The sequence below is a fragment of the Sinobaca sp. TMA16-18 genome (assembly GCF_059510535.1).
Window position 1 is genome coordinate 238,823 of sequence record NZ_JCAKFM010000005.1, and the last position, 19,764, is coordinate 258,586.

At 48.8% G+C, this 19,764-nt stretch carries 24 protein-coding genes; 14 read left to right on the forward strand and 10 right to left on the reverse strand.

The window, feature by feature from the left end:
• Positions 1-9 precede the first annotated feature (9 nt).
• From AC5W14_RS11550 to AC5W14_RS11585, 8 genes are all read left to right on the forward strand, one after another.
• Positions 10-318: a gas vesicle protein K gene (locus tag AC5W14_RS11550; RefSeq protein ID WP_496057752.1), complete on the forward strand. Its 309-nt coding sequence runs from the start codon at positions 10-12 to the stop codon at positions 316-318.
• A gap of 39 nt (positions 319-357) precedes the next feature.
• Positions 358-720, forward strand: a complete 363-nt coding sequence (locus AC5W14_RS11555) for a gas vesicle protein (RefSeq protein WP_496057751.1) — start codon at positions 358-360, stop codon at positions 718-720.
• A 42-nt stretch (positions 721-762) separates the two neighbouring features.
• The gene (locus tag AC5W14_RS11560) at positions 763-1,020 is read left to right on the forward strand and encodes a hypothetical protein (protein ID WP_496057750.1); all 258 of its coding nucleotides are present in this window, start codon (positions 763-765) and stop codon (positions 1,018-1,020) included.
• 137 nt (positions 1,021-1,157) lie between these two features.
• The gene (locus AC5W14_RS11565; protein WP_496194467.1) at positions 1,158-1,730 is read left to right on the forward strand and encodes a protein-L-isoaspartate(D-aspartate) O-methyltransferase; all 573 of its coding nucleotides are present in this window, start codon (positions 1,158-1,160) and stop codon (positions 1,728-1,730) included.
• Positions 1,731-1,861: 131 nt separating this feature from the next.
• Positions 1,862-2,239, forward strand: coding sequence for a GntR family transcriptional regulator (locus AC5W14_RS11570; protein ID WP_496057748.1), 378 nt, complete (start codon positions 1,862-1,864; stop codon positions 2,237-2,239).
• Positions 2,240-2,241: 2 nt separating this feature from the next.
• Positions 2,242-3,120 (forward strand): ATP-binding cassette domain-containing protein, encoded by an 879-nt coding sequence (locus tag AC5W14_RS11575; protein WP_496194468.1) that lies wholly within the window; start codon positions 2,242-2,244, stop codon positions 3,118-3,120.
• Entirely contained in the window at positions 3,110-3,814 is a 705-nt protein-coding gene (locus AC5W14_RS11580) for a hypothetical protein (RefSeq protein ID WP_496194469.1), read from the forward strand. The genes AC5W14_RS11575 and AC5W14_RS11580 overlap by 11 nt, the downstream gene beginning before the upstream one ends.
• A gap of 66 nt (positions 3,815-3,880) precedes the next feature.
• Positions 3,881-4,813 (forward strand): aldo/keto reductase, encoded by a 933-nt coding sequence (locus AC5W14_RS11585; protein ID WP_496057745.1) that lies wholly within the window; start codon positions 3,881-3,883, stop codon positions 4,811-4,813.
• Positions 4,814-4,849: 36 nt separating this feature from the next.
• Here the strand turns inward: AC5W14_RS11585 and AC5W14_RS11590 are convergent, their stop codons facing one another.
• Positions 4,850-6,205 carry an alanine/glycine:cation symporter family protein gene (locus tag AC5W14_RS11590; protein ID WP_496194470.1) on the reverse strand — a complete coding sequence of 452 codons (1,356 nt, stop codon included), beginning with the start codon at positions 6,203-6,205 and terminating at the stop codon, positions 4,850-4,852.
• A gap of 91 nt (positions 6,206-6,296) precedes the next feature.
• On the opposite strand from AC5W14_RS11590, the gene AC5W14_RS11595 reads away from it, so the two are divergent.
• The 4 genes from AC5W14_RS11595 to AC5W14_RS11610 all read left to right on the forward strand — a co-directional run bounded on the left by AC5W14_RS11595 (position 6,297) and on the right by AC5W14_RS11610 (position 9,144).
• Positions 6,297-6,665, forward strand: a complete 369-nt coding sequence (locus AC5W14_RS11595) for a hypothetical protein (protein WP_496194471.1) — start codon at positions 6,297-6,299, stop codon at positions 6,663-6,665.
• Between the two features lie 143 nt (positions 6,666-6,808).
• On the forward strand, positions 6,809-7,117 hold the full coding sequence (locus AC5W14_RS11600) for a hypothetical protein (RefSeq protein WP_496194472.1): 309 nt from the start codon (positions 6,809-6,811) through the stop codon (positions 7,115-7,117).
• Between the two features lie 107 nt (positions 7,118-7,224).
• On the forward strand, positions 7,225-8,529 hold the full coding sequence (locus AC5W14_RS11605; RefSeq protein ID WP_496194473.1) for a homocysteine synthase: 1,305 nt from the start codon (positions 7,225-7,227) through the stop codon (positions 8,527-8,529).
• A 57-nt stretch (positions 8,530-8,586) separates the two neighbouring features.
• A complete protein-coding gene (locus AC5W14_RS11610; protein ID WP_496057740.1) occupies positions 8,587-9,144 on the forward strand; it encodes a DJ-1/PfpI family protein in 558 nt (185 codons plus the stop codon).
• A gap of 43 nt (positions 9,145-9,187) precedes the next feature.
• On the opposite strand, the gene AC5W14_RS11615 is transcribed toward AC5W14_RS11610, so the two are convergent.
• The 4 genes from AC5W14_RS11615 to AC5W14_RS11630 are packed head-to-tail and all read right to left on the reverse strand — an operon-like array spanning position 9,188 to position 12,364.
• Positions 9,188-10,096, reverse strand: coding sequence for a F510_1955 family glycosylhydrolase (locus tag AC5W14_RS11615; RefSeq protein ID WP_496194474.1), 909 nt, complete (start codon positions 10,094-10,096; stop codon positions 9,188-9,190).
• Positions 10,093-10,311, reverse strand: a complete 219-nt coding sequence (locus AC5W14_RS11620; RefSeq protein WP_496057738.1) for a hypothetical protein — start codon at positions 10,309-10,311, stop codon at positions 10,093-10,095. Before AC5W14_RS11620 ends, AC5W14_RS11615 begins: the two co-directional genes overlap by 4 nt.
• Positions 10,308-11,669: a HAMP domain-containing sensor histidine kinase gene (locus AC5W14_RS11625; RefSeq protein ID WP_496194475.1), complete on the reverse strand. Its 1,362-nt coding sequence runs from the start codon at positions 11,667-11,669 to the stop codon at positions 10,308-10,310. Before AC5W14_RS11625 ends, AC5W14_RS11620 begins: the two co-directional genes overlap by 4 nt.
• Complete coding sequence (locus AC5W14_RS11630) at positions 11,666-12,364, reverse strand: response regulator transcription factor (protein ID WP_496194476.1); 699 nt, start codon at positions 12,362-12,364, stop codon at positions 11,666-11,668. Before AC5W14_RS11630 ends, AC5W14_RS11625 begins: the two co-directional genes overlap by 4 nt.
• A gap of 172 nt (positions 12,365-12,536) precedes the next feature.
• Here AC5W14_RS11630 and AC5W14_RS11635 point away from each other — a divergent pair, with 172 nt between their 5' ends.
• Positions 12,537-12,857 (forward strand): four-helix bundle copper-binding protein, encoded by a 321-nt coding sequence (locus AC5W14_RS11635; protein WP_496057735.1) that lies wholly within the window; start codon positions 12,537-12,539, stop codon positions 12,855-12,857.
• 145 nt (positions 12,858-13,002) lie between these two features.
• Positions 13,003-14,985: a copper-translocating P-type ATPase gene (locus tag AC5W14_RS11640; protein WP_496194477.1), complete on the forward strand. Its 1,983-nt coding sequence runs from the start codon at positions 13,003-13,005 to the stop codon at positions 14,983-14,985.
• 68 nt (positions 14,986-15,053) lie between these two features.
• Here the strand turns inward: AC5W14_RS11640 and AC5W14_RS11645 are convergent, their stop codons facing one another.
• From AC5W14_RS11645 to AC5W14_RS11665, 5 genes are all read right to left on the reverse strand, one after another.
• Positions 15,054-16,169, reverse strand: a complete 1,116-nt coding sequence (locus AC5W14_RS11645; protein WP_496194478.1) for a DUF418 domain-containing protein — start codon at positions 16,167-16,169, stop codon at positions 15,054-15,056.
• A gap of 148 nt (positions 16,170-16,317) precedes the next feature.
• Positions 16,318-18,009 (reverse strand): gamma-glutamyltransferase, encoded by a 1,692-nt coding sequence (locus AC5W14_RS11650; protein WP_496194479.1) that lies wholly within the window; start codon positions 18,007-18,009, stop codon positions 16,318-16,320.
• 370 nt (positions 18,010-18,379) lie between these two features.
• Entirely contained in the window at positions 18,380-18,961 is a 582-nt protein-coding gene (locus tag AC5W14_RS11655; RefSeq protein WP_496194480.1) for a M15 family metallopeptidase, read from the reverse strand.
• Positions 18,962-19,046: 85 nt separating this feature from the next.
• Positions 19,047-19,319: a helix-turn-helix domain-containing protein gene (locus tag AC5W14_RS11660; protein ID WP_496194481.1), complete on the reverse strand. Its 273-nt coding sequence runs from the start codon at positions 19,317-19,319 to the stop codon at positions 19,047-19,049.
• 193 nt (positions 19,320-19,512) lie between these two features.
• The coding region (locus tag AC5W14_RS11665) for a hypothetical protein (RefSeq protein ID WP_496194482.1) at positions 19,513-19,764 on the reverse strand (252 nt) is incomplete at its 5' end.

Below are 19,764 nucleotides of genomic sequence, written 5' to 3' on the forward strand. Positions count from 1 at the left end.
GACGTCCATATGGGAGATACACCAGATCTTACCGGGCTGAAGACGAGCAATCCGACCGGCCGCATTTCGCTGGATCCGGATAAAGTTGATGAAGGCCTTTCCCAAATCGTCATGACCGTTATTGAACTTCTCCGACAGCTTGTGGAGCGCCAGGCCATGCGCCGGGTAGAAGGCGGCGACTTGTCCGATGAACAGATCGAACAGCTTGGTATTGCATTAATGCAGCTTGAAGAGAAAATGGAAGAAATGAAAGTGATTTTCGGACTGACCGATGATGATTTAAATATTGATCTTGGCCCGCTCGGAAACCTCATTTAAGAACACAGCACGAAAATCAGCTTTAAAGGAGAATGTTAAATGGCTAGTAATGATCGTCACCATCCAGCTAGTAACCGTCCGGCCCAGGTAAATGCAAGTAATTCCGGGAGCAGCAGCCTTGTTGATGTGCTGGAAACCGTATTGGACAAAGGGGTCGTTATCGCTGGAGATATCAAGCTCAACATCGCGGAAGTAGAACTGCTGACTATCAAAATCCGCCTGCTTGTCGCTTCTGTTGATAAAGCTGAAGAAATGGGCATTGACTGGTGGAGACACGATCCGCATTATTCCTCCCAGGCTATGGAAGTTGTTCAGGAAAACAAGGCGCTTCATGAAAGAATCCGCCAGTTGGAAGAAGCAAACGAAACGAAGCAGGAAGAAACCGAAGAATCCAGCAAATAAAGAACAAAGACCTTAGCGACTAAAAGCAGGGAGTGAAACACAATGAGATTGAATGATCTTCTAAAAGACGTCACCCGCATCGTAAAGGATTTGGAAAACCAGAATCAATCCCAGGCACATCGCGTGGAAGAACGCACCATCGGTGGAAAAGAGGACGGAAAACCAGCCATGCGGGCAGAATATAACATTAAAGCGCATGTCGGCCTTCCGTCAAAAGAAGAATTGGAAGCTTTTCAAGGAAAGCGTAAAGAAGTAAAAGATGTGAACCCTGAACAGAACCGTCTGGACACAGACAAGTAAAGCTGAACCAAATAAATAGATCTCTCTCTCCTGTTCTGCTGGAAAAAAGCCAATAGTGAGGGTTTCTTTGCATGCAGCAAACACCGGAGCGTAGAGGCTTTGGTGTTTTTTTATACTCTGGAAAGGAGCAGCCGGGTATGAAATCAATGGAAGAAGCGATAACTGCTTATATGAGAGAAATGGACCGGAGCTTTTATATGGAGGAATATAAAGAGCAGGCCGCAGTGGATGCGGCCGCACCGATTGGTTACGGCCAGACGATTTCACAGCCTTCTCTTGTACGAAAGATGACGATAGAGCTGGATCCGGGCCCCGATCTGCGTGTACTGGAGATCGGTACGGGTTCTGGCTTTCAAACAGCCGTGCTGGCAGCCTTCTGCAGGAAAGTCTATACGGTGGAACGGATCGAGCCCCTGTATCAAAAAGCGAAGCAGCGGCTGAAGGAAGCAGGGTTTTCCAATATTGAATACAAGCTTGGCAATGGCAGCGACGGCTGGGAGGCATATGCTCCCTTTGACCGGATTATAGTGACAGCCGCGGCCGCTTCTGTGCCTTCAGCGCTGCTCCGGCAGCTGAAGCCGACAGGGAAAATGGTTATTCCGGTTGGAAATGATTTCAGCCAGGATCTTCTGCTTCTCGAAAAAGAAGAAGACGGCGCCATCAAAGAAACCTTTTTATGTCCGGTTATGTTTGTAAAACTGCATCGGTAGAACGATACCCGAAACGCTGAAAAGCGTTTCGGGTATTTTTTTATGCCAAAAGAATTGACAAAAAACAAATAAAGTTATATGGTTAATTACACAACCAACTAACCATATAACATAAAGGTGGTGTTCCCACAGTGAGGCCCACATTGGATGAAAACAAGCCGATTTTTCAGCAGATCACAAGGATGATTGAAGATGAGATTGTGAATGGAGAATTGAAAGAAGGAGAGCAGGCGCCTTCTTCCACCCAGCTCGTAGCGTATTACAAGATTAACCCTTCCACTGTCCTCAAAGGCATGAACCAGCTTGTAGACGATCAAATTTTATACAAGAAAAGGGGAGTAGGCATGTTTGTTGCAGACGGAGCAAGAGGAAAGCTGCTGGAAGCGCGCAGACAGACGTTTATGGAAGAATATGTAAGCCGAATGCTTCAGGAAGCAGGCAGGCTGGGCATCAGTGCCGATGATATTTACAAAATGATGATAGAAATGAAAAGAAGAGAGGAGCGGTAACCATGCATATTAAGGCGGAGAATCTAAGTGTTGGCTACGGCTCGAAGAACGTACTGGAGCAGGTGTCCTTTGAACTCGAAGAAAATAAAATCTACGGACTGCTTGGGCGTAACGGCACAGGAAAAACCTCGCTCCTCTCAGTGCTGGCAGCCTTTCGGAAACCGAAAGGCGGACGGATTACGGTGAACGGGGAAGAACCGTTTGAGAATGCATCCGTGATGGAAATGATCGCTTTTGTGTACGATTCCAACCTCGAAGATGAAACGGAAAAAGTGAAAAAGTGGCTGAAAATGAATGCAGCCTTCCGCCCGAACTATGATCACAACTATGCCGACTATTTATGCCGGCGGTTTAACATTCCGGTAAATAAACCAGTCAAAGATCTGTCCAAAGGATTGAAATCAGCGGTTCAGGTGGTGGACGGCCTGGCCTCGCGGACGCCGGTCACGATATTTGATGAAGCATACCTCGGTATGGACGCCCCGGCGCGGGAGCTGTTTTACGAAGAAGTGCTGAAGGATTATATGGAGCATCCACGGACGATTATTCTCTCCACCCACCTCATATCGGAAATGGCCGGTCTGATTGAAGAAGTACTGATTATTAACGACGGAGCGCTTCTGCTGCATCAAAATAAAGAACAGCTGCTGGAGCGGGGCACAACCGTAACCGGGTCAAAAGACAAAGTACTCGCATTTACAGACGGAAAGAAGCGTCTTAAAGAACAGCAGCTGGGCAGCACGATGTCGATCATGATTGATGCGGTACTGTCCGATCAGGAAAAGCAGCAGGCAAAAGAAGAAAATCTGGAATTAGGGCCGGTCGCCCTGCAGGAGCTGTTTATTCATTTAACGGAAGGAGCGGGGGAACATGTCAGATAAAAAGGTACTTGTCGGTAAAATCTCTTTTGACATTATAGGAAGATGGAGCCTTTGGTTTCTGGCGATTTATCTAACCATCTATATCGGGGTCAGTATCTTTATCACGTGGTCGGGAAATGGAGAAATAAACTGGGCTCTGCTGGAAAATTCAAGAGGTTCCGCCCGCATTTACTTTTTGATCATCGGTATTTTATCAATGGGTGGTTTGATCCGCTATTACGTATCCAATGGCGTCAGCCGCAGGGACTATTTCTTCGGCACAATGGGAGCAGGGGTCATTTTGGCAGCTGCAATGACGGCGGTGTTCGGCCTGATTTACGGATTGGAAACTCTGGTGGCATCCTTTACTGCATGGACCCAGCCGGCAGCCGGCAGCACGCTGCATTTCACAGCGCAGCTGCTTACTTCCTTTTTCCAGTTTATTCTGTATTATGCAATCGGCTGGTTTATCAGCGCCTCTTTCTTTCGGTTTCACTGGTTCATCGGTCTTCTGTTCACCTTTGTAGGAATCGGCTTGATAGCCGTAACCGATCTGTTCTGGCAGGTGGAAAATTCTATGTTTCAATTTATTTCTGTGCTGGCATCGGTGGAAGTGTCCCTTGTCGTGTCAGTCATATTCAGTACGCTGCTTTTTCTGTTCATAGCGGCGCTGATCAGAATATTAACAAAGCGGGCCGACATTAAAGCGGTATAACATGTTTACAATATCCCAATTGGTGATAAATAGGAAGAGAGACATAACAATCAGGGAGATGAAAACATGGCAGAACACGTAACACTTGGTAAATCAACGCTTGCTGTTCATCCGATCGGCCTTGGCACAAACGCTGTAGGCGGTCATAATATTTATCCGGACATGCTTGATGAAGAGCAGGGAAAAGATGTGGTGCGCGCCGCTTTGGACAACGGCATGAACTTTCTGGATACCGCCTTTATTTACGGACCGGAGCGTTCAGAAGAGCTGGTTGGAGAAGTGATGAAAGAATACAACCGGGCAGATATTATTCTGGCCACCAAAGGCTCTCATAAGATTGAAGGCGATGAGACAACGATGGATAATTCGCCCGCCTTTTTGAAGCAGTCGGTGGAAGACAGCCTGCGCCGCCTGCAGACCGACTATATTGACCTGTACTATATTCATTTTCCGGATGAAAACACGCCGAAGGATGAAGCCGTTCAGGCATTAAGAGAGCTCAAGGAAGAAGGGAAAATCCGTTCAATCGGTGTATCCAACTTCACGATCGAGCAGCTGAAAGAAGCGAATAAGCATGGAGATGTCGATGTGCTGCAGGCAGAGTACAACCTTTTAAACCGTGAAGCGGAAAAAGACCTTCTTCCGTACACGGAGCAGCAGAATATTACGTTTATTCCATATTTCCCATTGGAATCCGGCCTGCTTGCCGGCAAATACGATGAAAACACAACGTTTTCAGATATCCGTAACAGCCGTCCGAGCTTTCAAGGGGAAGCCTTTAAGGAAAACCTGAAAAAAGTGGAAAAAGTACGCGAAATTGCGGATGCCAAAGGCGAAGAAGTGGCGCATGTCGTTCTCGCCTGGTATTTAACGCGCCCTTCCGTGGATGCAATTATTCCGGGAGCCAAGCGCGGGGAACAGGTAATAAACAACAAAAGAGCAGGGGACGTGACCCTGACCGAAGAAGAAATCCGCAAAATTGACGAGATTTTTTCATAACTACGCAAAAAGCCGAAGGATTTTACGCCTTCGGCTTTATTTTTTTGATAAATAGCGGCTGACATAATCCTTTGTTGTTTCGGCGATATCTTTCCGCAGGAAAAACAGGGCGATAATGTTTGGAACAATAATCAGCGCGAGCATAAAGTCGAGAAACTGCCAGACAAACTGAAGCCCGCCGATTGCACCGAGAACGATAGCAGCCAGATACAGCATCCGGACGCCGATCGACACCGTAAAGCCGAATAAATATTCCGCCTGCTTTTCCCCGTAAAAAACGATAACAAGAATCGTGGAAAGCACGAAGCAGAACAGGGCGATAGAGACGAACGTGCCGGCAGCACCGGCGCCCATGACGCTTGCAAATGCGTCAACGACCATGGCGTTGGCATCATCTGCAGCCGCCCCCGTCCAGACCCCGGTCGTTAATATTAAGAGAGCGGTCATCGTACACACGACAATCGTATCAACAAATACTTCGGCGATCCCCCACATTCCCTGCTTGGAAGGGTGATCGGTCATCGCAGTTGAGTGGGCGATTGGAGCCGTTCCCATACCGGCTTCGTTTGAATAAACGCCGCGGGCGAGCCCGAAACGGAGAGCGGCTGCGACCCCGGCACCGGCAAAGCCGCCGGCGGCTGAAATCGGATTAAATGCGTAGTAGAAAATCATGCCGAACGCTTCCGGAATGGCAGACAGGTTGTTAAATAACACAATGCATACGCTGCCTATGTATAAAACGACCATCAGCGGAATCACCCGGCTTGTCACGCTGCCGATCCATTGAATGCCGCCGAAGCTGATAATGCCGATCAGCACGGCTACGCCGATTCCGGTATACAGAGTGTTGGCCTGAAAAGAAGCCTCGACCGTTTCGGAAAGGGAATTCGACTGTACCATAATGCTTGCGAATATTTGCAGCAGGAGAAAAAACGAGAAAAAGAAGGCGACTTTGTTCCAGCCAAGCCCCCGGCGTATGTAGTACATCGGTCCGCCGACCCAGTCTCCTTTTTCGTTTTTGATCCGGTATTTCATACCGAGCACAATCTCTGAATACTTTGTTCCCATGCTGATTAAAGCGACTACCCACATCCAGAAAATGGCGCCGGGTCCGCCCAGTGTAATAGCGACGGGAACCCCTACAATATTGGCGGCGCCGACCGAAGAAGCGAGGGCGGACGCTGCCGCCTGGAACGGGGTGACCGAGCCTTCTGCTTTTTCTTTTTTGAAAATCGAGCCGAAGGTCTGCTGGATTACATGAAAAAAATAACGGATCGGAAAAAAACGGATATATATATTTAAGATAATGCCAATTCCTAGTAACAGCACAGCCATCGGCACGCCCCAGAGCCAATCGGTTACGGCGGCGAGCCACGTTTCAAATGTTTCCATATATGCTCGGCACCTCCTTTTTTCTTCTTATACCCTGTTTTTAGAAAAATAGAAGCAAAAAGAGAAAATCTGTCAAAAAGGAGAAAAAAAGATGAAGAGCTGGAAAACCAAACGTCTCGTGTTAAGGGAAGGCACGCCGAATCCGGATGGAAGCCCGGCGGCTGTCCGCCGGATATTTGACGGCCGCGGTACCATGCCTTTAAAAGAAGGAATCGTCCGTGTGCAGCAGGAAGTCCTGCCCGGAGATCCGGTAAGCCGGGTGTCCGTTCACGGAAAGCTGAAAGTAAAGCTGTTTAAATGGACGCTTTTGGTTGTGGATATTCCGAATCTGCATATTGACCTGCACCGAAAGGAAAGCAAAGCCGGCGTCAAACAAAAAAACAGGGAACTTGAAGAACGTCTCAGGCGCCTGGAAACCCGGAGAAGACGCAGGCTGGCACTGCCGGGCAAGAAACGGTAGAACACGGCCAGGTAAGAAAAAATAGACGTTGTGTTTTCATTAAGTCCCAAAATATAGTAAGATAGGGGTACAGACCACCATCTCACAGCCAAGGCCATCCGATTGTTACTGAAAGTTACTAATCTGGAAAGGGGGGAGCTGTTATGATGAAAACAGGAGATCGCATCCAGCTTAATATCAGTCTGGACAAAGTACACGGCGAGAAGCAGGCGGGAGACTATATCTACGGATTTGCTTTCCCACGCTATCACGGCAGGACCCGCTATGGCGATCTGAACAAGCGCGCCCACATGACCTTTTATATGAAAAACTTGAACGGAGACGTTATTTATTCCTGCAACATTATGGAAATCTGGAGAAACGACCATTTTTTCATTCACCCGCGTTTTGAAAAGAAAATGCCGGCAGAAGTGAAAGAGGACGTCGAGCGTATTTCCATCAAATTCATTTAATCAAAACCGCCCCGGATGCGATCCGGAGCGGTTTTTTTGCGTACTGGCAGGAAATAAAAGTAGAACGGCGAAACAAACAAGAGACCAACCAGAGGAGGAATGAGAGAGTGACAGAAAAAAAGAAGAAGTTTCGTCCCGAAACGATGGGGGTGCATGCCGGCCAGGAAATTGATCCAACGACGATGGCGCGTGCCGTGCCGATTTATCAGACGACGTCCTACGGATTTCACGATACCGACCACGCCGCCAATTTATTTGGCCTGCAGGAGTTTGGCAACATTTATTCCCGGATTATGAACCCAACGACCGATGTGCTGGAAAAGCGGCTCACTGAAATGGAAGGGGGCGCCGCCGCGGTAGGAACGGCGTCCGGACAGGCAGCGGTTACGTACTCTATTTTAAATATTGCCGGTGCCGGCGACGAAATCGTCTCGGCGGGCAGCCTGTACGGCGGCACGTATAACTTATTCTCTACGACACTTCCAAAGCTTGGCATTACGGTCCGTTTCGTGGATGCATCCGATCCGGAAAACTTTCGGGAGGCGATCAACGACAAAACGAAGCTCGTCTTTGCAGAAAGCATCGGCAATCCCCAGGGTCACGTGCTTGATATGCAGGCCGTCGCAGACATTGCCCATGAAAATGGGATTCCGCTGATTATTGATAATACTGTTCCAAGTCCGTATTTATTGCGGCCGTTTGAGCACGGAGCGGATATTGTCGTTCATTCGGCCACCAAGTTTATCGGCGGCCACGGCACGACGATCGGCGGCATGCTGATTGATGGCGGCAGGTTCGACTGGGCGGCAAACGATAAATTCCCCGGCCTGACGACACCGGACCCGAGCTACAATGGAATTGTTTATACGGATGCGGTCGGACCGATTGCCTATGCTATTAAAGCACGGGTACAGCTGCTCCGGGACTTAGGATCTGCGCTCTCACCGTTTAATTCCTTCCTGCTGCTGCAGGGACTGGAGACGCTCCATCTGCGCATGGAACGCCACAGTGAAAACGCACGGCGCGTCGCTGCTTTTCTGGAAACGCACGAAGACGTGGAGTGGGTCTCCTACGCCGGGCTGCCGTCGCATCCGACATATGAACTGGCCCAGCAGCTGATGCCCAAAGGCCAGGGAGCGATTCTAACCTTTGGCATTAAAGGCGGCATGGAAGCCGGGAAAAAAGTGATTCATTCAGTGAATTTGTTTTCGCACGTTGCCAATATCGGCGACGCTAAATCGCTGATCATTCATCCGGCCAGCACGACCCACCAGCAGCTCAACGAAGAAGACCTGAAAAAAGCCGGCGTGAGCCCCGGCATGATCCGTCTGTCGATTGGGATTGAAGCGATTGAAGATATTATTGAGGACCTCGATCAGGCCATTCGTAAAGCGGTCGAAGTAGAGGTTTAAAATCAGTCAAAACGTGTAAATAAGAAGCAGAACGATAAATACAAGGAGGTTTTACAAATGGCAGCACCTAAAGTGTTGATTGTTACAGGAGACGCGGTGGAAGCGCTGGAAGTATACTATCCGTACTATCGCTGCTTGGAAGAAGGTTTTGACGTGGATATTGCCGCGGGCAGCGTCAAAAAACTGCACACGGTTATTCATGATTTTGAAGACTGGGACACCTACACGGAGAAACCGGGATATGGCATTGACGCCAACGTCGCCTTTGCCGACATTAATGCATCTGACTACGATGCGCTGATTATCCCGGGCGGCCGGGCACCGGAACATATCCGCATGAACGAGCACCTGCCGGACATTGTCGCCCATTTTTTCAAAGAAGATAAGCCGATCTGCGTGATGTGTCACGGCAGCATGGTGCTGACTACAATTGCTGACGTCGTGAAAGGACGCAAGCTTACCGCTTATCATGCCTGCAAGCCGGAAGTGCAGAGCATGGGCGCCGAGTATATGGATGAAATGGACTATGTGGACAAGAACCTCGTATCCGGCCATGCCTGGCCTGACCTTCCTGCTATGCTCCGTGAATTTGTAAAACAAGTTAAAGCGCTGTAACTAAAAAGCATCACCTGCGCAGCGCAGGTGATGTTTTTTTATATTACAACTCTTCGCCGTCCTCCGCCTGCTGCTCCCAGGAATCACCCAGGTCCTCTGTATAGAAGATATCCCGTTCTATGGTGGTGACAAGCAGCGTACCAGGGTGTTCCGGGTTTTGGGCAATATAGCCTGTGCTGTCTTCTTCCTGAATGGCAGGCGCAGGAACCTCTGTCTGTTCGCCGTCTGTCGTTATTTTTAGTTTCGTCTCCGGGCCGGTTCCCTCTGCATACAGCAGATCGCCGTTGGCTAAAAAGGTTAAAGCAGGAACAGGCGCTTCTGTCGAAACGGGCTCAAACGTATCGCCCTGATCCTCAGAGAGGTAGACGCCGTCTATCGTGCCGGCCGCGGTCTTATCAACGTCCGTGGGATGGGCGGAAAGCGATAGAATCTCTCCATCCAACCCTCCCATCTGCTTCTGTTCCCAGCTGCTTTCGTCTTCCGAGCGGTACAGGCCGGTTTCCGGCATCGTGTCATGAGGTTCCGGGTTCACGGCGTAAATGATATGAGACTCGTAGCCGGCATCCATAATATGAAAGTCGACTTCTCCTTCCATGCCGAGCATCTCGATCGAGCGGCCCTCATTGGTACTTTTTACAAGGCCGAGCGGGTTTTCGTAATCGGTCTGCAGGGACGGATGGCCGCTGCTGTAAAAGCCGCTGTCGGTCATCGTAAAGCCCATATAATCATGGGCATCGCCTTCCGGCACCGTCCAGGATCCGTTTTCCAGTTTCCGCAGGCCGTCATGGGCCGGGATAAGCGCATGATCGCCATCCGCAGTAAAGCCTGCGCCGTGAATGTGGGAAAAGGTTACTTTCTCTTCCGGTTCCGAAGCGGCAGGCTCCCCGTTTTCTCCGCAGGCGGCTGTAAACAATAACAAACTTCCTCCAATAGCTGTATACCACTTTCTCATAGCTGTTCTCCTTTATTGTCTTTTCTTTTTTTCCAAAACATATAGATCACTCCGGTGAGGAGGATAGGAGCGCCGATCCAAAGGCAGATATGGACGATCTGCGCTGTATAAGCATGAACATTCATGGAGCCGGTCAGGATAAATCCGGGCATCACCAGGCAGTGAATGCCGAGTACGATAAGCAGTACAGCCAGAAACCATTCTCTTTTTCTCAATGCTCTTCCTCCTCTGCCGCAGGAAATTGAATCAAAAAGCTTGTGCCTTGATCAACCGTGCTTTTTACAGAAATCGTTCCATGCTGCAGCTCCGTTAATTCCCGCGCAATAGCAAGTCCGAGTCCACTTCCTCCATAAGCACGGGCCCTGGATTTATCCGTCCGGTAAAAGCGCTCAAAAATATAAGGAAGATGTTCAGGCTCTATGCCTTTTCCGGTATCGGACAGCTTGCATACAATCTTTTGACCCTGCCTGGTCACCTTTACATTGATGCGGCCTTCGTTTGTATAAGCCACAGCGTTCTGCAGGATATTTGAAAAGATCTGCTCCATCCGCAGCGGATCAGCCGCCGCGGCGGGCAGCTCCTGCTCACAGTCAAATATGACGTTCAATCCCTTTCGGCGGGCCTGAGACTGTATTTTCTGCACAGCGCCGGCCGCAATGTCTTCGACCTGTACGAGCTCCCAGGCAAGCGGGAACCGATCCTCTTCCATTTTGGACAGCTCAAACACATCATTGATGAGCCGGGTCATCCGATGCGATTCCTCATGTATCAAATCTACATACTGCTGTTTTTCCGCGTCATTCTGGTACCAGCCTTCCTTCAGCGCCCGGCTGTATCCCTGCACGTAAGAAAGCGGGGTGCGCAGCTCATGCGATACATTGGAAAGAAACTCCCTCCGGTTGTTGCGGAATTTCTTCAAATCGCGTGTCAGTTCATTCATGGAACGGGCAAGGGAGCCGAGCTCATCTTTGGAAGAAGCCGGTACCTGGATATCCAGATTTCCCATCGCCATCTGGCGGGCTGCCTTTTCCATGGTGCGCAGGGGAGAGGTAAGGCGTCTGGCGGCAATAAATGTAAAGCCAAGTGCGAGCAGCACGGAGCCTGCGCCGGCCCAGAGAAGGGCCAGCAGCAGATCATTCATGGAGTCCCCAAGCAGATGCTGGGGCGAAAAGACATAAACGGACGTTACCTGAAATGGATTGGCTTCGGCTTCCGCTTCGGCGTAGTAATATTCACCGCCATCCGTTTCATCGCGGTATGTGCCCGCTGTGTTCCGGTTGACCGCAGTAAATCCTTCAATGCCGGATGAGGCCTCTATCGTTCCCTCAGCTCCAGTTAGAGCGATGTCCCGTGCCGTATTTTCCGACAGGGCATCAACCAGCAGGGGAAGGCTGCGTTCATCCAGAAGAGGCAGAAGATCCGCCTGCTGCCGGGCGAGCTCAGCCGTTTCCTCCTGCAGGTGGGATTCATTGTAAGTGAAGAAAATCTGCTGAACGACAAATCCGAACGGCAGAAGCACAATCAAAAATAAGAACAGCACCGATCCGAACAGTTTGAGAAATATGGTATTCATTGGTTTTGTTCCTTTGGCTGGTGGAAAGCGTACCCGACGCCCCAGACGGTTTTAATGGGATTGTAGGACAGGCCGGCAGCCTGTAGTTTTTTTCGTACATTTTTAATATGGGTATCTACTTTCCGGTAATCATGCCACTCTTCGTATCGATCGGCCTGCTCGACGATATTTTCACGGGTATAAATTCGTTTAGGGTGTGCCGCGAGGAGCAGCAAAATCATGTATTCCGTAGGAGTCAACTCCACGGAACCGCCTTGAACGATAACCTCCCGTGTTTCATAAACAATTTCCAGCTCAGGCAGAACGAGGGAAGCCGGAGCTTCCTGGGCGGTGGTGCTGCGCCGGATAATCGCCCGGACCCGGGCCGTTAATTCTTCCGGGTCAAACGGTTTGACTAAATAATCATCCGCGCCGAGGTTCAACCCTTTTACCCGGTCTTTGACTTCCGTTCTGGCACTCAGCACGAGAATGCCGGCATTATATCGTTCCTTAATCATCCGGCATAACGTCCAGCCGTCCATGCCGGGCATCATAATATCAATAATAACAACACGAAAAGCGGTATGCTGTATCAGTTCAAGGGCCTCTTCTCCTGAAGCTGCCTGATGAACCTGAAAGCCTTCTTTGGATAAATAAATAGTCACCAGCTGCCGCATGTTTGCTTCATCATCTACTATTAGAATAGGAGTCTCCACTTTTTTTGGCCTCCCTTTATACAAGATACTTTCATTTTAGCAGGGGTGTATGGTTTTTGTGTGAAGTTTCGTTTCCGGCATGATCTATAAAAACATCCAGATCTTCATACTTTCTTCACACTTCCGGGGTAAAAGGGGCGTATAACCGACAAAATAAAAGGAGGAATAACACATGAATCACGAAAAACTTATCAGCGCGCTGCACGAGTGCATGGAGGCCTGCGGCTACTGCTTTGACGAATGCCTGCGGGAAGAAGACGTTACCATGATGGCCGGATGTATCCGTCTGGACAGAGAATGTGCGGACATGTGCAGCTACCTTGAACAGGCGATTGCAAGGAACAGCCCGTTCGTACAAGAACTGGCCGGTGTCTGCGCGGTGATCTGCGAAGCCTGTGGGAAAGAATGCGAAAAGCACGATCATGACCATTGCCAGGAATGTGCAAAAGCCTGCTTTACATGCGCCGATGCCTGTCGTCAGGCCGCTTCATAATTGAAAGCAAAACCTGAATGCTCGAAAAAGAGCTTTCAGGTTTTTTTTATAATAAAAAAAGGTTGTTTATATACCATATGGGGGTATATAATAAAATAAATACATATACAGTGTAGGGGTATATTTAAACAAAGGAGGATTTATAATGGAACACGAACACGAACACCATCACGAAACAACAGATCATTCTCAGCACGGGCATGGGGAAGACTTTAAAAAAAGATTTTATGTATCTTTCCTGCTGACTATTCCTATTCTGCTGATCTCTCCGATGATTCAAACATTTATAGGGGTAAACTGGCGTTTTAATGGAGATATGTATCTTTTATTTGTGTTAGCCAGCCTGGTTTATTTTTACGGCGGATGGCCTTTTTTAAAAGGAACCAAAGAAGAACTGCAGCAGAAAAACCCCGGCATGATGACGCTGATAGCATTGGCCATTTCGGTAGCCTATTTTTACAGTACAGCCGTCGTGTTTGGGGTGTCGGGCCATAATATGTACTGGGAAGTATCAACGCTTATTGTTATCATGCTGCTCGGGCACTGGATTGAAATGCGCTCCATCATGGGTGCTTCCAATGCATTGGAGGAATTGGTGAAATTTATGCCGTCCAATGCCCACCTGCTTCAGGATAACGGGGAACTCATGGATGTATCGATTTCTGCATTGACGGCCGGTCAAATGGTTCTCGTGAAACCCGGCGAAAAAGTGCCGGTGGACGGGGTGATTCGAAAAGGGGAATCAGAGGTCGATGAATCCAGTCTGACCGGTGAATCCGTCCCTGTGAGGAAATCGGTCCGGGATATGATTATAGGCGGTTCTATTAATGGAGAGGGATCACTTACAGTTGAGGTGGAGAAAACAGGAAAAGAAAGCTATTTGTCACAAGTGATCACGATGGTACAGGAAGCACAGGAATCGAAATCCCGCACCCAGAATCTGGCTAACCGTGCGGCGAAACTGTTGTTTTATATAGCGCTTGCTGCCGGTACGATTACTCTGGTACTGTGGATTGCATTTGGTTTTTCCGTTAATTTTGCGATTGAACGAATGGTGACGGTTATGGTCATTGCCTGTCCCCATGCATTAGGGCTGGCTGCACCATTGGTAACAGCCGTGTCCACAAGCCTGTCAGCGAAGAAAGGGCTGTTAATCCGCAACCGCACGAATTTCGAAGAAGGGCGTTATATCGATGCCGTCATTTTTGATAAAACGGGGACGCTGACGAAGGGAGAATTTGCGATTACTGACTTTACTGCAGTAAAAGGAGAAAAAAAGGATATATTACGTCTGGCTGCATCAATTGAAAATGAATCCGCTCATCCGATTGCACAGGGAATAGTTCGTGCAGCGGAGCACGAACAGCTTTCTATCGTTTCTCCTTCTTCCTTTTCTTCTCTTACCGGACAGGGGCTGGAAGGAACAGTGGATGGAAAAAGCGTGAAGGTTGTCAGCCCCGGATATATGAAAAAGGAGCGGATATTAATTGACGAAGCCGCCTTCAGCCGCCTGTCAGATCAGGGGAAAACAGTCGTATTCGTGTTAGTCGATGGGGAACTTGCTGCTATGATCGCTCTTGCCGATCAGGTGCGGGAAAGTTCAAAAAAGGCGGTCGCCGAGCTGAAGAAAATGGGTGTACAATCAATCATGCTGACTGGAGACAACAAGAAAGTGGCCTCCTGGATCGGTGGACAGATCGGATTGGACCAGGTGTATGCGGAAGTGCTTCCTCACGAAAAAGCAGAAAAAATCAAAGAACTTCAAAGAGATGGCCTGAAAGTTGCCATGACAGGAGATGGAGTGAACGACGCGCCGGCCCTGGCTAACGCAGATCTGGGAATTGCGATTGGCGCCGGCACAGACGTAGCAGTTGAATCAGCGGATGTTATCTTAGTAAAAAGCGATCCGCACGATGTCGTTGCGCTGCTGAAGCTGTCACGGTCTACCTATCGAAAGATGATTCAGAATTTGTGGTGGGCGGCAGGCTACAATATTATTGCGCTGCCTTTAGCGGCCGGGGTTCTTTATACATTTGGCATCCTCCTGAGCCCTGCGGCCGGTGCCGTGCTGATGTCTTTAAGTACGGTGATCGTTGCCATTAATGCAAAATTACTCAAGGCAGAATAAAAGTGTTGTTCTGGAAATAACAAAAAACGCCTTTTCCCATTCGGAAAGGCGTTTTTCTAAGCTGTATTTTACGACCGCCGACGAAGGATAGGGACCCATTTTAAATAGGTTCCCATTCTCCATATCCACTCGAACGGGCCGTAATAGAAGATTCTCAGCCACAAAGGACTGACTATCATCTGGAGGCCGAATAAAAGCAGGCCGATAAGAAGAGCAGACACATAGCTTGGAGCGGTCCAGATACCAAGGTTTTCAAAAAAGGTCCGGCCGCTTTCCTGAAACAGGCTGACCATAATAAGCGACTGCATCAGATAATGGGTAAACGTCAATTTCCCTATAGCGGCAAAAGGAAGAAGCACCGCTTTTCTGCGGCCGGTGCCAAGCAGAAACAGGGCGACAGCAATCCCGAGGCTTACGAGAAACGAATAGAAATCATCTAAATGATGAAAAAAGACGGCATCCACGTCAAAATAGATGCCCGTTTTACCGATTAAGCCAACGAGAAGCAGCCCGGACCCAATCAGCCATTTCTGCTGCCGTCCGGCCCACTGCCTGGAAAAAATGCCGCTCCGGTAGGCGTACATGCCAAACAGGAAATAGCCGAGATGATCAATCATGGAAGAAAATTCAATCAATAAATATTCGGCTCCGGTAGGATAGGCCTCTACGTTCACTGTATCCTTAAGCCAGCTGTCCGGCGGCATCTGAAGGGCTGTATAGTAGTTGAGAAGATCAATGCCGGTGGAATAACCGAGCCAAAAGAAGAAACCGAGGCCGAGCAGCCATTTGGCCGGCAGTCTGATACACAGCAGAAGAACAAATCCGGCGGCGGCATACAGAAGGAGAATATCGCCGGCCCACACGAAGAAGCCGTGCAGGGCTCCGATAAAAAACAGCAGCCCCAGCCGCCGTATTAACACAGGGTAAGGTTGGATGTCTTTTGTGCGTAACCGGTCGTATATAAGCACGAGGCTGATGCCGAACATAAACGCAAACAACGGCCTGGCGCTGTTTTCGAGGCCAATGGCAAGTACTGCTTCAAGGAAGCTGTTTATCGTAAACGGCCCGGCATCTGCCACCGATGCGAGGCCGGGGATATTAACTAAAAAAATAGCGAATAACGCTGCGCCCCGTATTTGATCCAATATATCTATCCGTTGATCCTGGTGTGCAGGAAGTGTCACGGGAACACCTTCTTTCTTGAAAAGGAAACGTCTTGCAGGTGCTCATAAAAAAGCGGGTGAAAGAACCCTTATCAAGGATAATAGAAAGATATGAAGAAAAGATGAAGATTTTCTTTCTATTTAATTAAAAGGAGATAACAGAACAGGTTTACTCTATGTCATGGATCCGCCAGTCTGCTTCGCGCCGCTCGTCCCTGGCACCTGAAAGTTCTCCGGTTTCACGGTCCAGCGTCAACGCCTGGATCGACCCGAAGTAGAGAGGATTGGGGGGAGTGCGAACTCCCTGATACCCAATAGCGAGCAGTTCGTCGCGCTGCGCCGGCCCGGGCGTCTCTTCCATAATCAGCGTGTTATCTTCCAGGTGAAAGCGTGGGGATTCGACGGCTTCGGCCAAGGTGGTATCTTCCTCCGCCCAGTCAGCGATAACCTGAGCGAGCATAATAGGAATGCGTTCGCCTCCCGGACTGCCGATGCCAAGCACGGGTCCATTCTCATCGGCAACAATCATAGGAGAAGACCACGTGACGGACCGCCGGCCCGGCTCCGGTGCATTAAGACTTCCCTCGCCAATGCTGAACCGGTCCATTTGATTATTAAGGAAAAAGCCATCCGCATAGTCACCGGATCCCCAGAAGTTTGTCAGGGTGTTCGTCATCGACACAAACATTCCATCCGCATCGACAACTGTTATATGAGTGGTGTTCGGATCTGCTCCCGCGTAAGATGGTCTTTCATCGGCAGCAGCAAGGCTGTCACTGGAAATGTCGGAAGCCAAAGCCGCGTTTTCTTCCGGGTCTGTTAACCGGTCCACCGGCACGTCCACAAAAGCAGGGTCGCCGTAGTCTGTTTCAATAAACTGGGAGGCCAGCTTCCAGGACATGGCGGTATCGTGGATAAAATCAGTGCTTTCCCGTCCTGCTGCCATGCTGTCCCGTTCTTCGAGGATCTGCAGCATCTGAATAACGCTGATGCCGGGAAGCGGCGGGGCGGCACCGATTACGTCGTATCCGGCAAAGGTGCCGATCGACGGCTCGTAGCGGCCTACTTCAAATGCTGCCAGAGAGGCAGCGTCGAGTCCTTCGATCTGCGAAGCCAATGAGTCCCCGGCTTCTCCTTCATAAAAGGTGCTGCCACCGCTGTCACGGATCTCCCGAAGCGTCTCTGCAAGCTCGGTCTGTTCCATTGTACTGCCAGCTTCCAAAGGGCTGCCATTCGGATAGAGATGACCGAGCTCTTCAAGCGACAGACTGTCTGCGCCCGATTCCAGCTGGTCGGCCAAAAGCCCGGACACTTCAGCACTGTCCGCCAGTGTGACAGCCGGTTCGATCAGATCTGCCCAGTCGGAGACGCCGTAGTCCGAATGAAACTCCGCCATGCCGGCTGTGAAGCCGGGTACTCCGATATCAGAGGAGGGGATGCCGGTTTCAGGCACCACTTCCCGGTAATCATAAGCCTGCGGAGCTTCGCCCTGTTCCTGGATCAGCACGGAACCACCGCCGCCGATACCGGAAGCAAATGGTTCAACGACCGATACGGCGTATGCTGCAGCGACCGCGGCATCGGCTGCGTTTCCTCCCTGGTCGAGTACTTCCATCCCGGCATCGACCGCATCAGGGTGGCCGGCGCTTACGCCATAGGAGGAGGGGGTATCAGGCGGACCGGCCTCCTGCGCTGTTTCTTCCTCATTTTCATTTGCTGTGTTTTCTTCTTCAACGGGAGGGCTTTCCGTTTCGCTCTCTTCTTCAGGAGCACAACCGCTTATGAACAAAGCGGACAGCACGGCCGCAGCGGGAACGATGAAAAGTTTTCTTCGAATGGATACGTTAGGTTTAGCAGGCATCTGTCAGTCTCCTTTTTCCAGCTGGATGTATTTTTGTTTATGTGCGAATGCGCTTTCAAAAACCTATGACTATTATGATTAACAGCTCGATAGATAGACTTTATTTCACTTCGAAGAATCCCAGTACTGTAAAAGCATGAGACCTATGCATACATAACACGGAATGTTTCTTTAATCCTAACTCAGGGGCTCATACCGGATTATTAGCCGCCGCCCATCATGCCCCGGTCCCACTCTATCATAACAACTCCTCCTAATGATTTTGATACTCTTATTTTATACCCTTGTATATCCATTTGAAATAAAGTTGCCTTTTCATTTCTTCCGTGCAGTGATGGAAGGGAGCAGCAGCCACTTATTACACCATCGCTTATTCGGTTGCCTTAGCCTCTTTTAGATCAGAAATACTCCACCCGAACGTTTCCTGGAAATGAGGAAGGTCCTGAAGATCTTCCCAATCTCCACCCCATTCCAGTCCCAAGTCCTTTCCGATTTGACCGACTTCTTCCCAGTCGGGTGTACCATTTCCATTATCGTCCCGGTCTATATCCCAATGATGCTGACCGTTTTCGTCCAATACAGCAAAATCAAAGGCTAATCCATAATTATGGTAGGAGTCTCCTCCGCGTAAAGTAGTCACAATAGGTCCCGGGGTCGTTCTTCCTTGAGCGTAGAGCTCGTTTTGTTCCTCTTCCGTTCTGTATTCGGCTGTAATAACAATATCGATACCTCGTTGACTGGTACGTCGAATCAAGCGGTCTCTTTTGGCGGCCAATTCGGGGTGCAGTTCGTGGGTGGAACTATTTTCTTGAAGAGATACCTTCTTCTCTTGTGCTTCTACGTTTTCCAGATGATGCGAGATAACAAATACTACTAAAAAAACAGCACTAAGCATAAATATAAATAACCCTGCAGCCCATTTCATGAGTGAAAGTCCCTTTCCATAATCCATCGTTTTCTTTATTTATCGGCTTTTGCCAAATGATTTTTAAGCTGCCTTTAATTCGGCATCGTGCTTTTTTATATAATTGTATTCGTTACATACGCCGCTGAAAGGGTCCATAAAGTAAATCCTGCGTAGAAACGTTTAATGCTGTAGATAACTTGGATAAAAATACCAGGCCGGGGTTTGCGTTTTTATTTTTTTCTACCGTACATAAATAAGATACCGATACGTTGGCTGACCGTGCTAACTCCGATAAGGAAAGCTGATACTTTTGACGATAGAATTTAATATTTTCTCCATTCATCATGCTCATCCTTTCTTTATTCGTTATTACCCTGCAATGTTTAATTTCTACGTTTGTCATAGCATTTCATGAAAATGCGAATAAAATATGTTTTTTGCTAGGTCTTTTTATCTATTTTTAATCGTTTTTGTAATGTGTATTAACAAATAATTAGATAAAATGAAAAAACTAACAAAAAATTCACAATTGTCTGCTATTGTTTGACTACGTTTAGATGAGTTAAGAATAGGCTGGGGAAGGGTAATGTGTGGATTTATGGAATGAGCCTGCTTTTATGTTCAGCATTGTATAGTCTACAATAGGTAATAAACAGTTCAGAAAGTATAGTTCCTGGAGAGTAGATATAATATATGCCTTTTTTCATTAGGACATTGTTAAATGGCATAAAAGCAGATTTTTTTAGGAGGGGAGGAAAAAATGGACAGCCAAACCATTCTTGTTGTAGACGACGAAACGCCGATGCGGGAGTTGTTGACTCTTTATCTTGAAAATGAGAATTATCACG

Coding starts and splice junctions, on each gene's coding strand:
- AC5W14_RS11550 (WP_496057752.1), top strand. CDS start 10: ATGGGAGATACACCAGATCTTACCGGGCTGAAGACGAGCAATCCGACC.
- AC5W14_RS11555 (WP_496057751.1), top strand. CDS start 358: ATGGCTAGTAATGATCGTCACCATCCAGCTAGTAACCGTCCGGCCCAG.
- AC5W14_RS11560 (WP_496057750.1), top strand. CDS start 763: ATGAGATTGAATGATCTTCTAAAAGACGTCACCCGCATCGTAAAGGAT.
- AC5W14_RS11565 (WP_496194467.1), top strand. CDS start 1,158: ATGAAATCAATGGAAGAAGCGATAACTGCTTATATGAGAGAAATGGAC.
- AC5W14_RS11575 (WP_496194468.1), top strand. CDS start 2,242: ATGCATATTAAGGCGGAGAATCTAAGTGTTGGCTACGGCTCGAAGAAC.
- AC5W14_RS11580 (WP_496194469.1), top strand. CDS start 3,110: ATGTCAGATAAAAAGGTACTTGTCGGTAAAATCTCTTTTGACATTATA.
- AC5W14_RS11585 (WP_496057745.1), top strand. CDS start 3,881: ATGGCAGAACACGTAACACTTGGTAAATCAACGCTTGCTGTTCATCCG.
- AC5W14_RS11590 (WP_496194470.1), bottom strand. CDS start 6,205: ATGGAAACATTTGAAACGTGGCTCGCCGCCGTAACCGATTGGCTCTGG.
- AC5W14_RS11595 (WP_496194471.1), top strand. CDS start 6,297: ATGAAGAGCTGGAAAACCAAACGTCTCGTGTTAAGGGAAGGCACGCCG.
- AC5W14_RS11600 (WP_496194472.1), top strand. CDS start 6,809: ATGATGAAAACAGGAGATCGCATCCAGCTTAATATCAGTCTGGACAAA.
- AC5W14_RS11610 (WP_496057740.1), top strand. CDS start 8,587: ATGGCAGCACCTAAAGTGTTGATTGTTACAGGAGACGCGGTGGAAGCG.
- AC5W14_RS11615 (WP_496194474.1), bottom strand. CDS start 10,096: ATGAGAAAGTGGTATACAGCTATTGGAGGAAGTTTGTTATTGTTTACA.
- AC5W14_RS11625 (WP_496194475.1), bottom strand. CDS start 11,669: ATGAATACCATATTTCTCAAACTGTTCGGATCGGTGCTGTTCTTATTT.
- AC5W14_RS11635 (WP_496057735.1), top strand. CDS start 12,537: ATGAATCACGAAAAACTTATCAGCGCGCTGCACGAGTGCATGGAGGCC.
- AC5W14_RS11640 (WP_496194477.1), top strand. CDS start 13,003: ATGGAACACGAACACGAACACCATCACGAAACAACAGATCATTCTCAG.
- AC5W14_RS11650 (WP_496194479.1), bottom strand. CDS start 18,009: ATGCCTGCTAAACCTAACGTATCCATTCGAAGAAAACTTTTCATCGTT.
- AC5W14_RS11655 (WP_496194480.1), bottom strand. CDS start 18,961: ATGGATTATGGAAAGGGACTTTCACTCATGAAATGGGCTGCAGGGTTA.
- AC5W14_RS11660 (WP_496194481.1), bottom strand. CDS start 19,319: ATGACAAACGTAGAAATTAAACATTGCAGGGTAATAACGAATAAAGAA.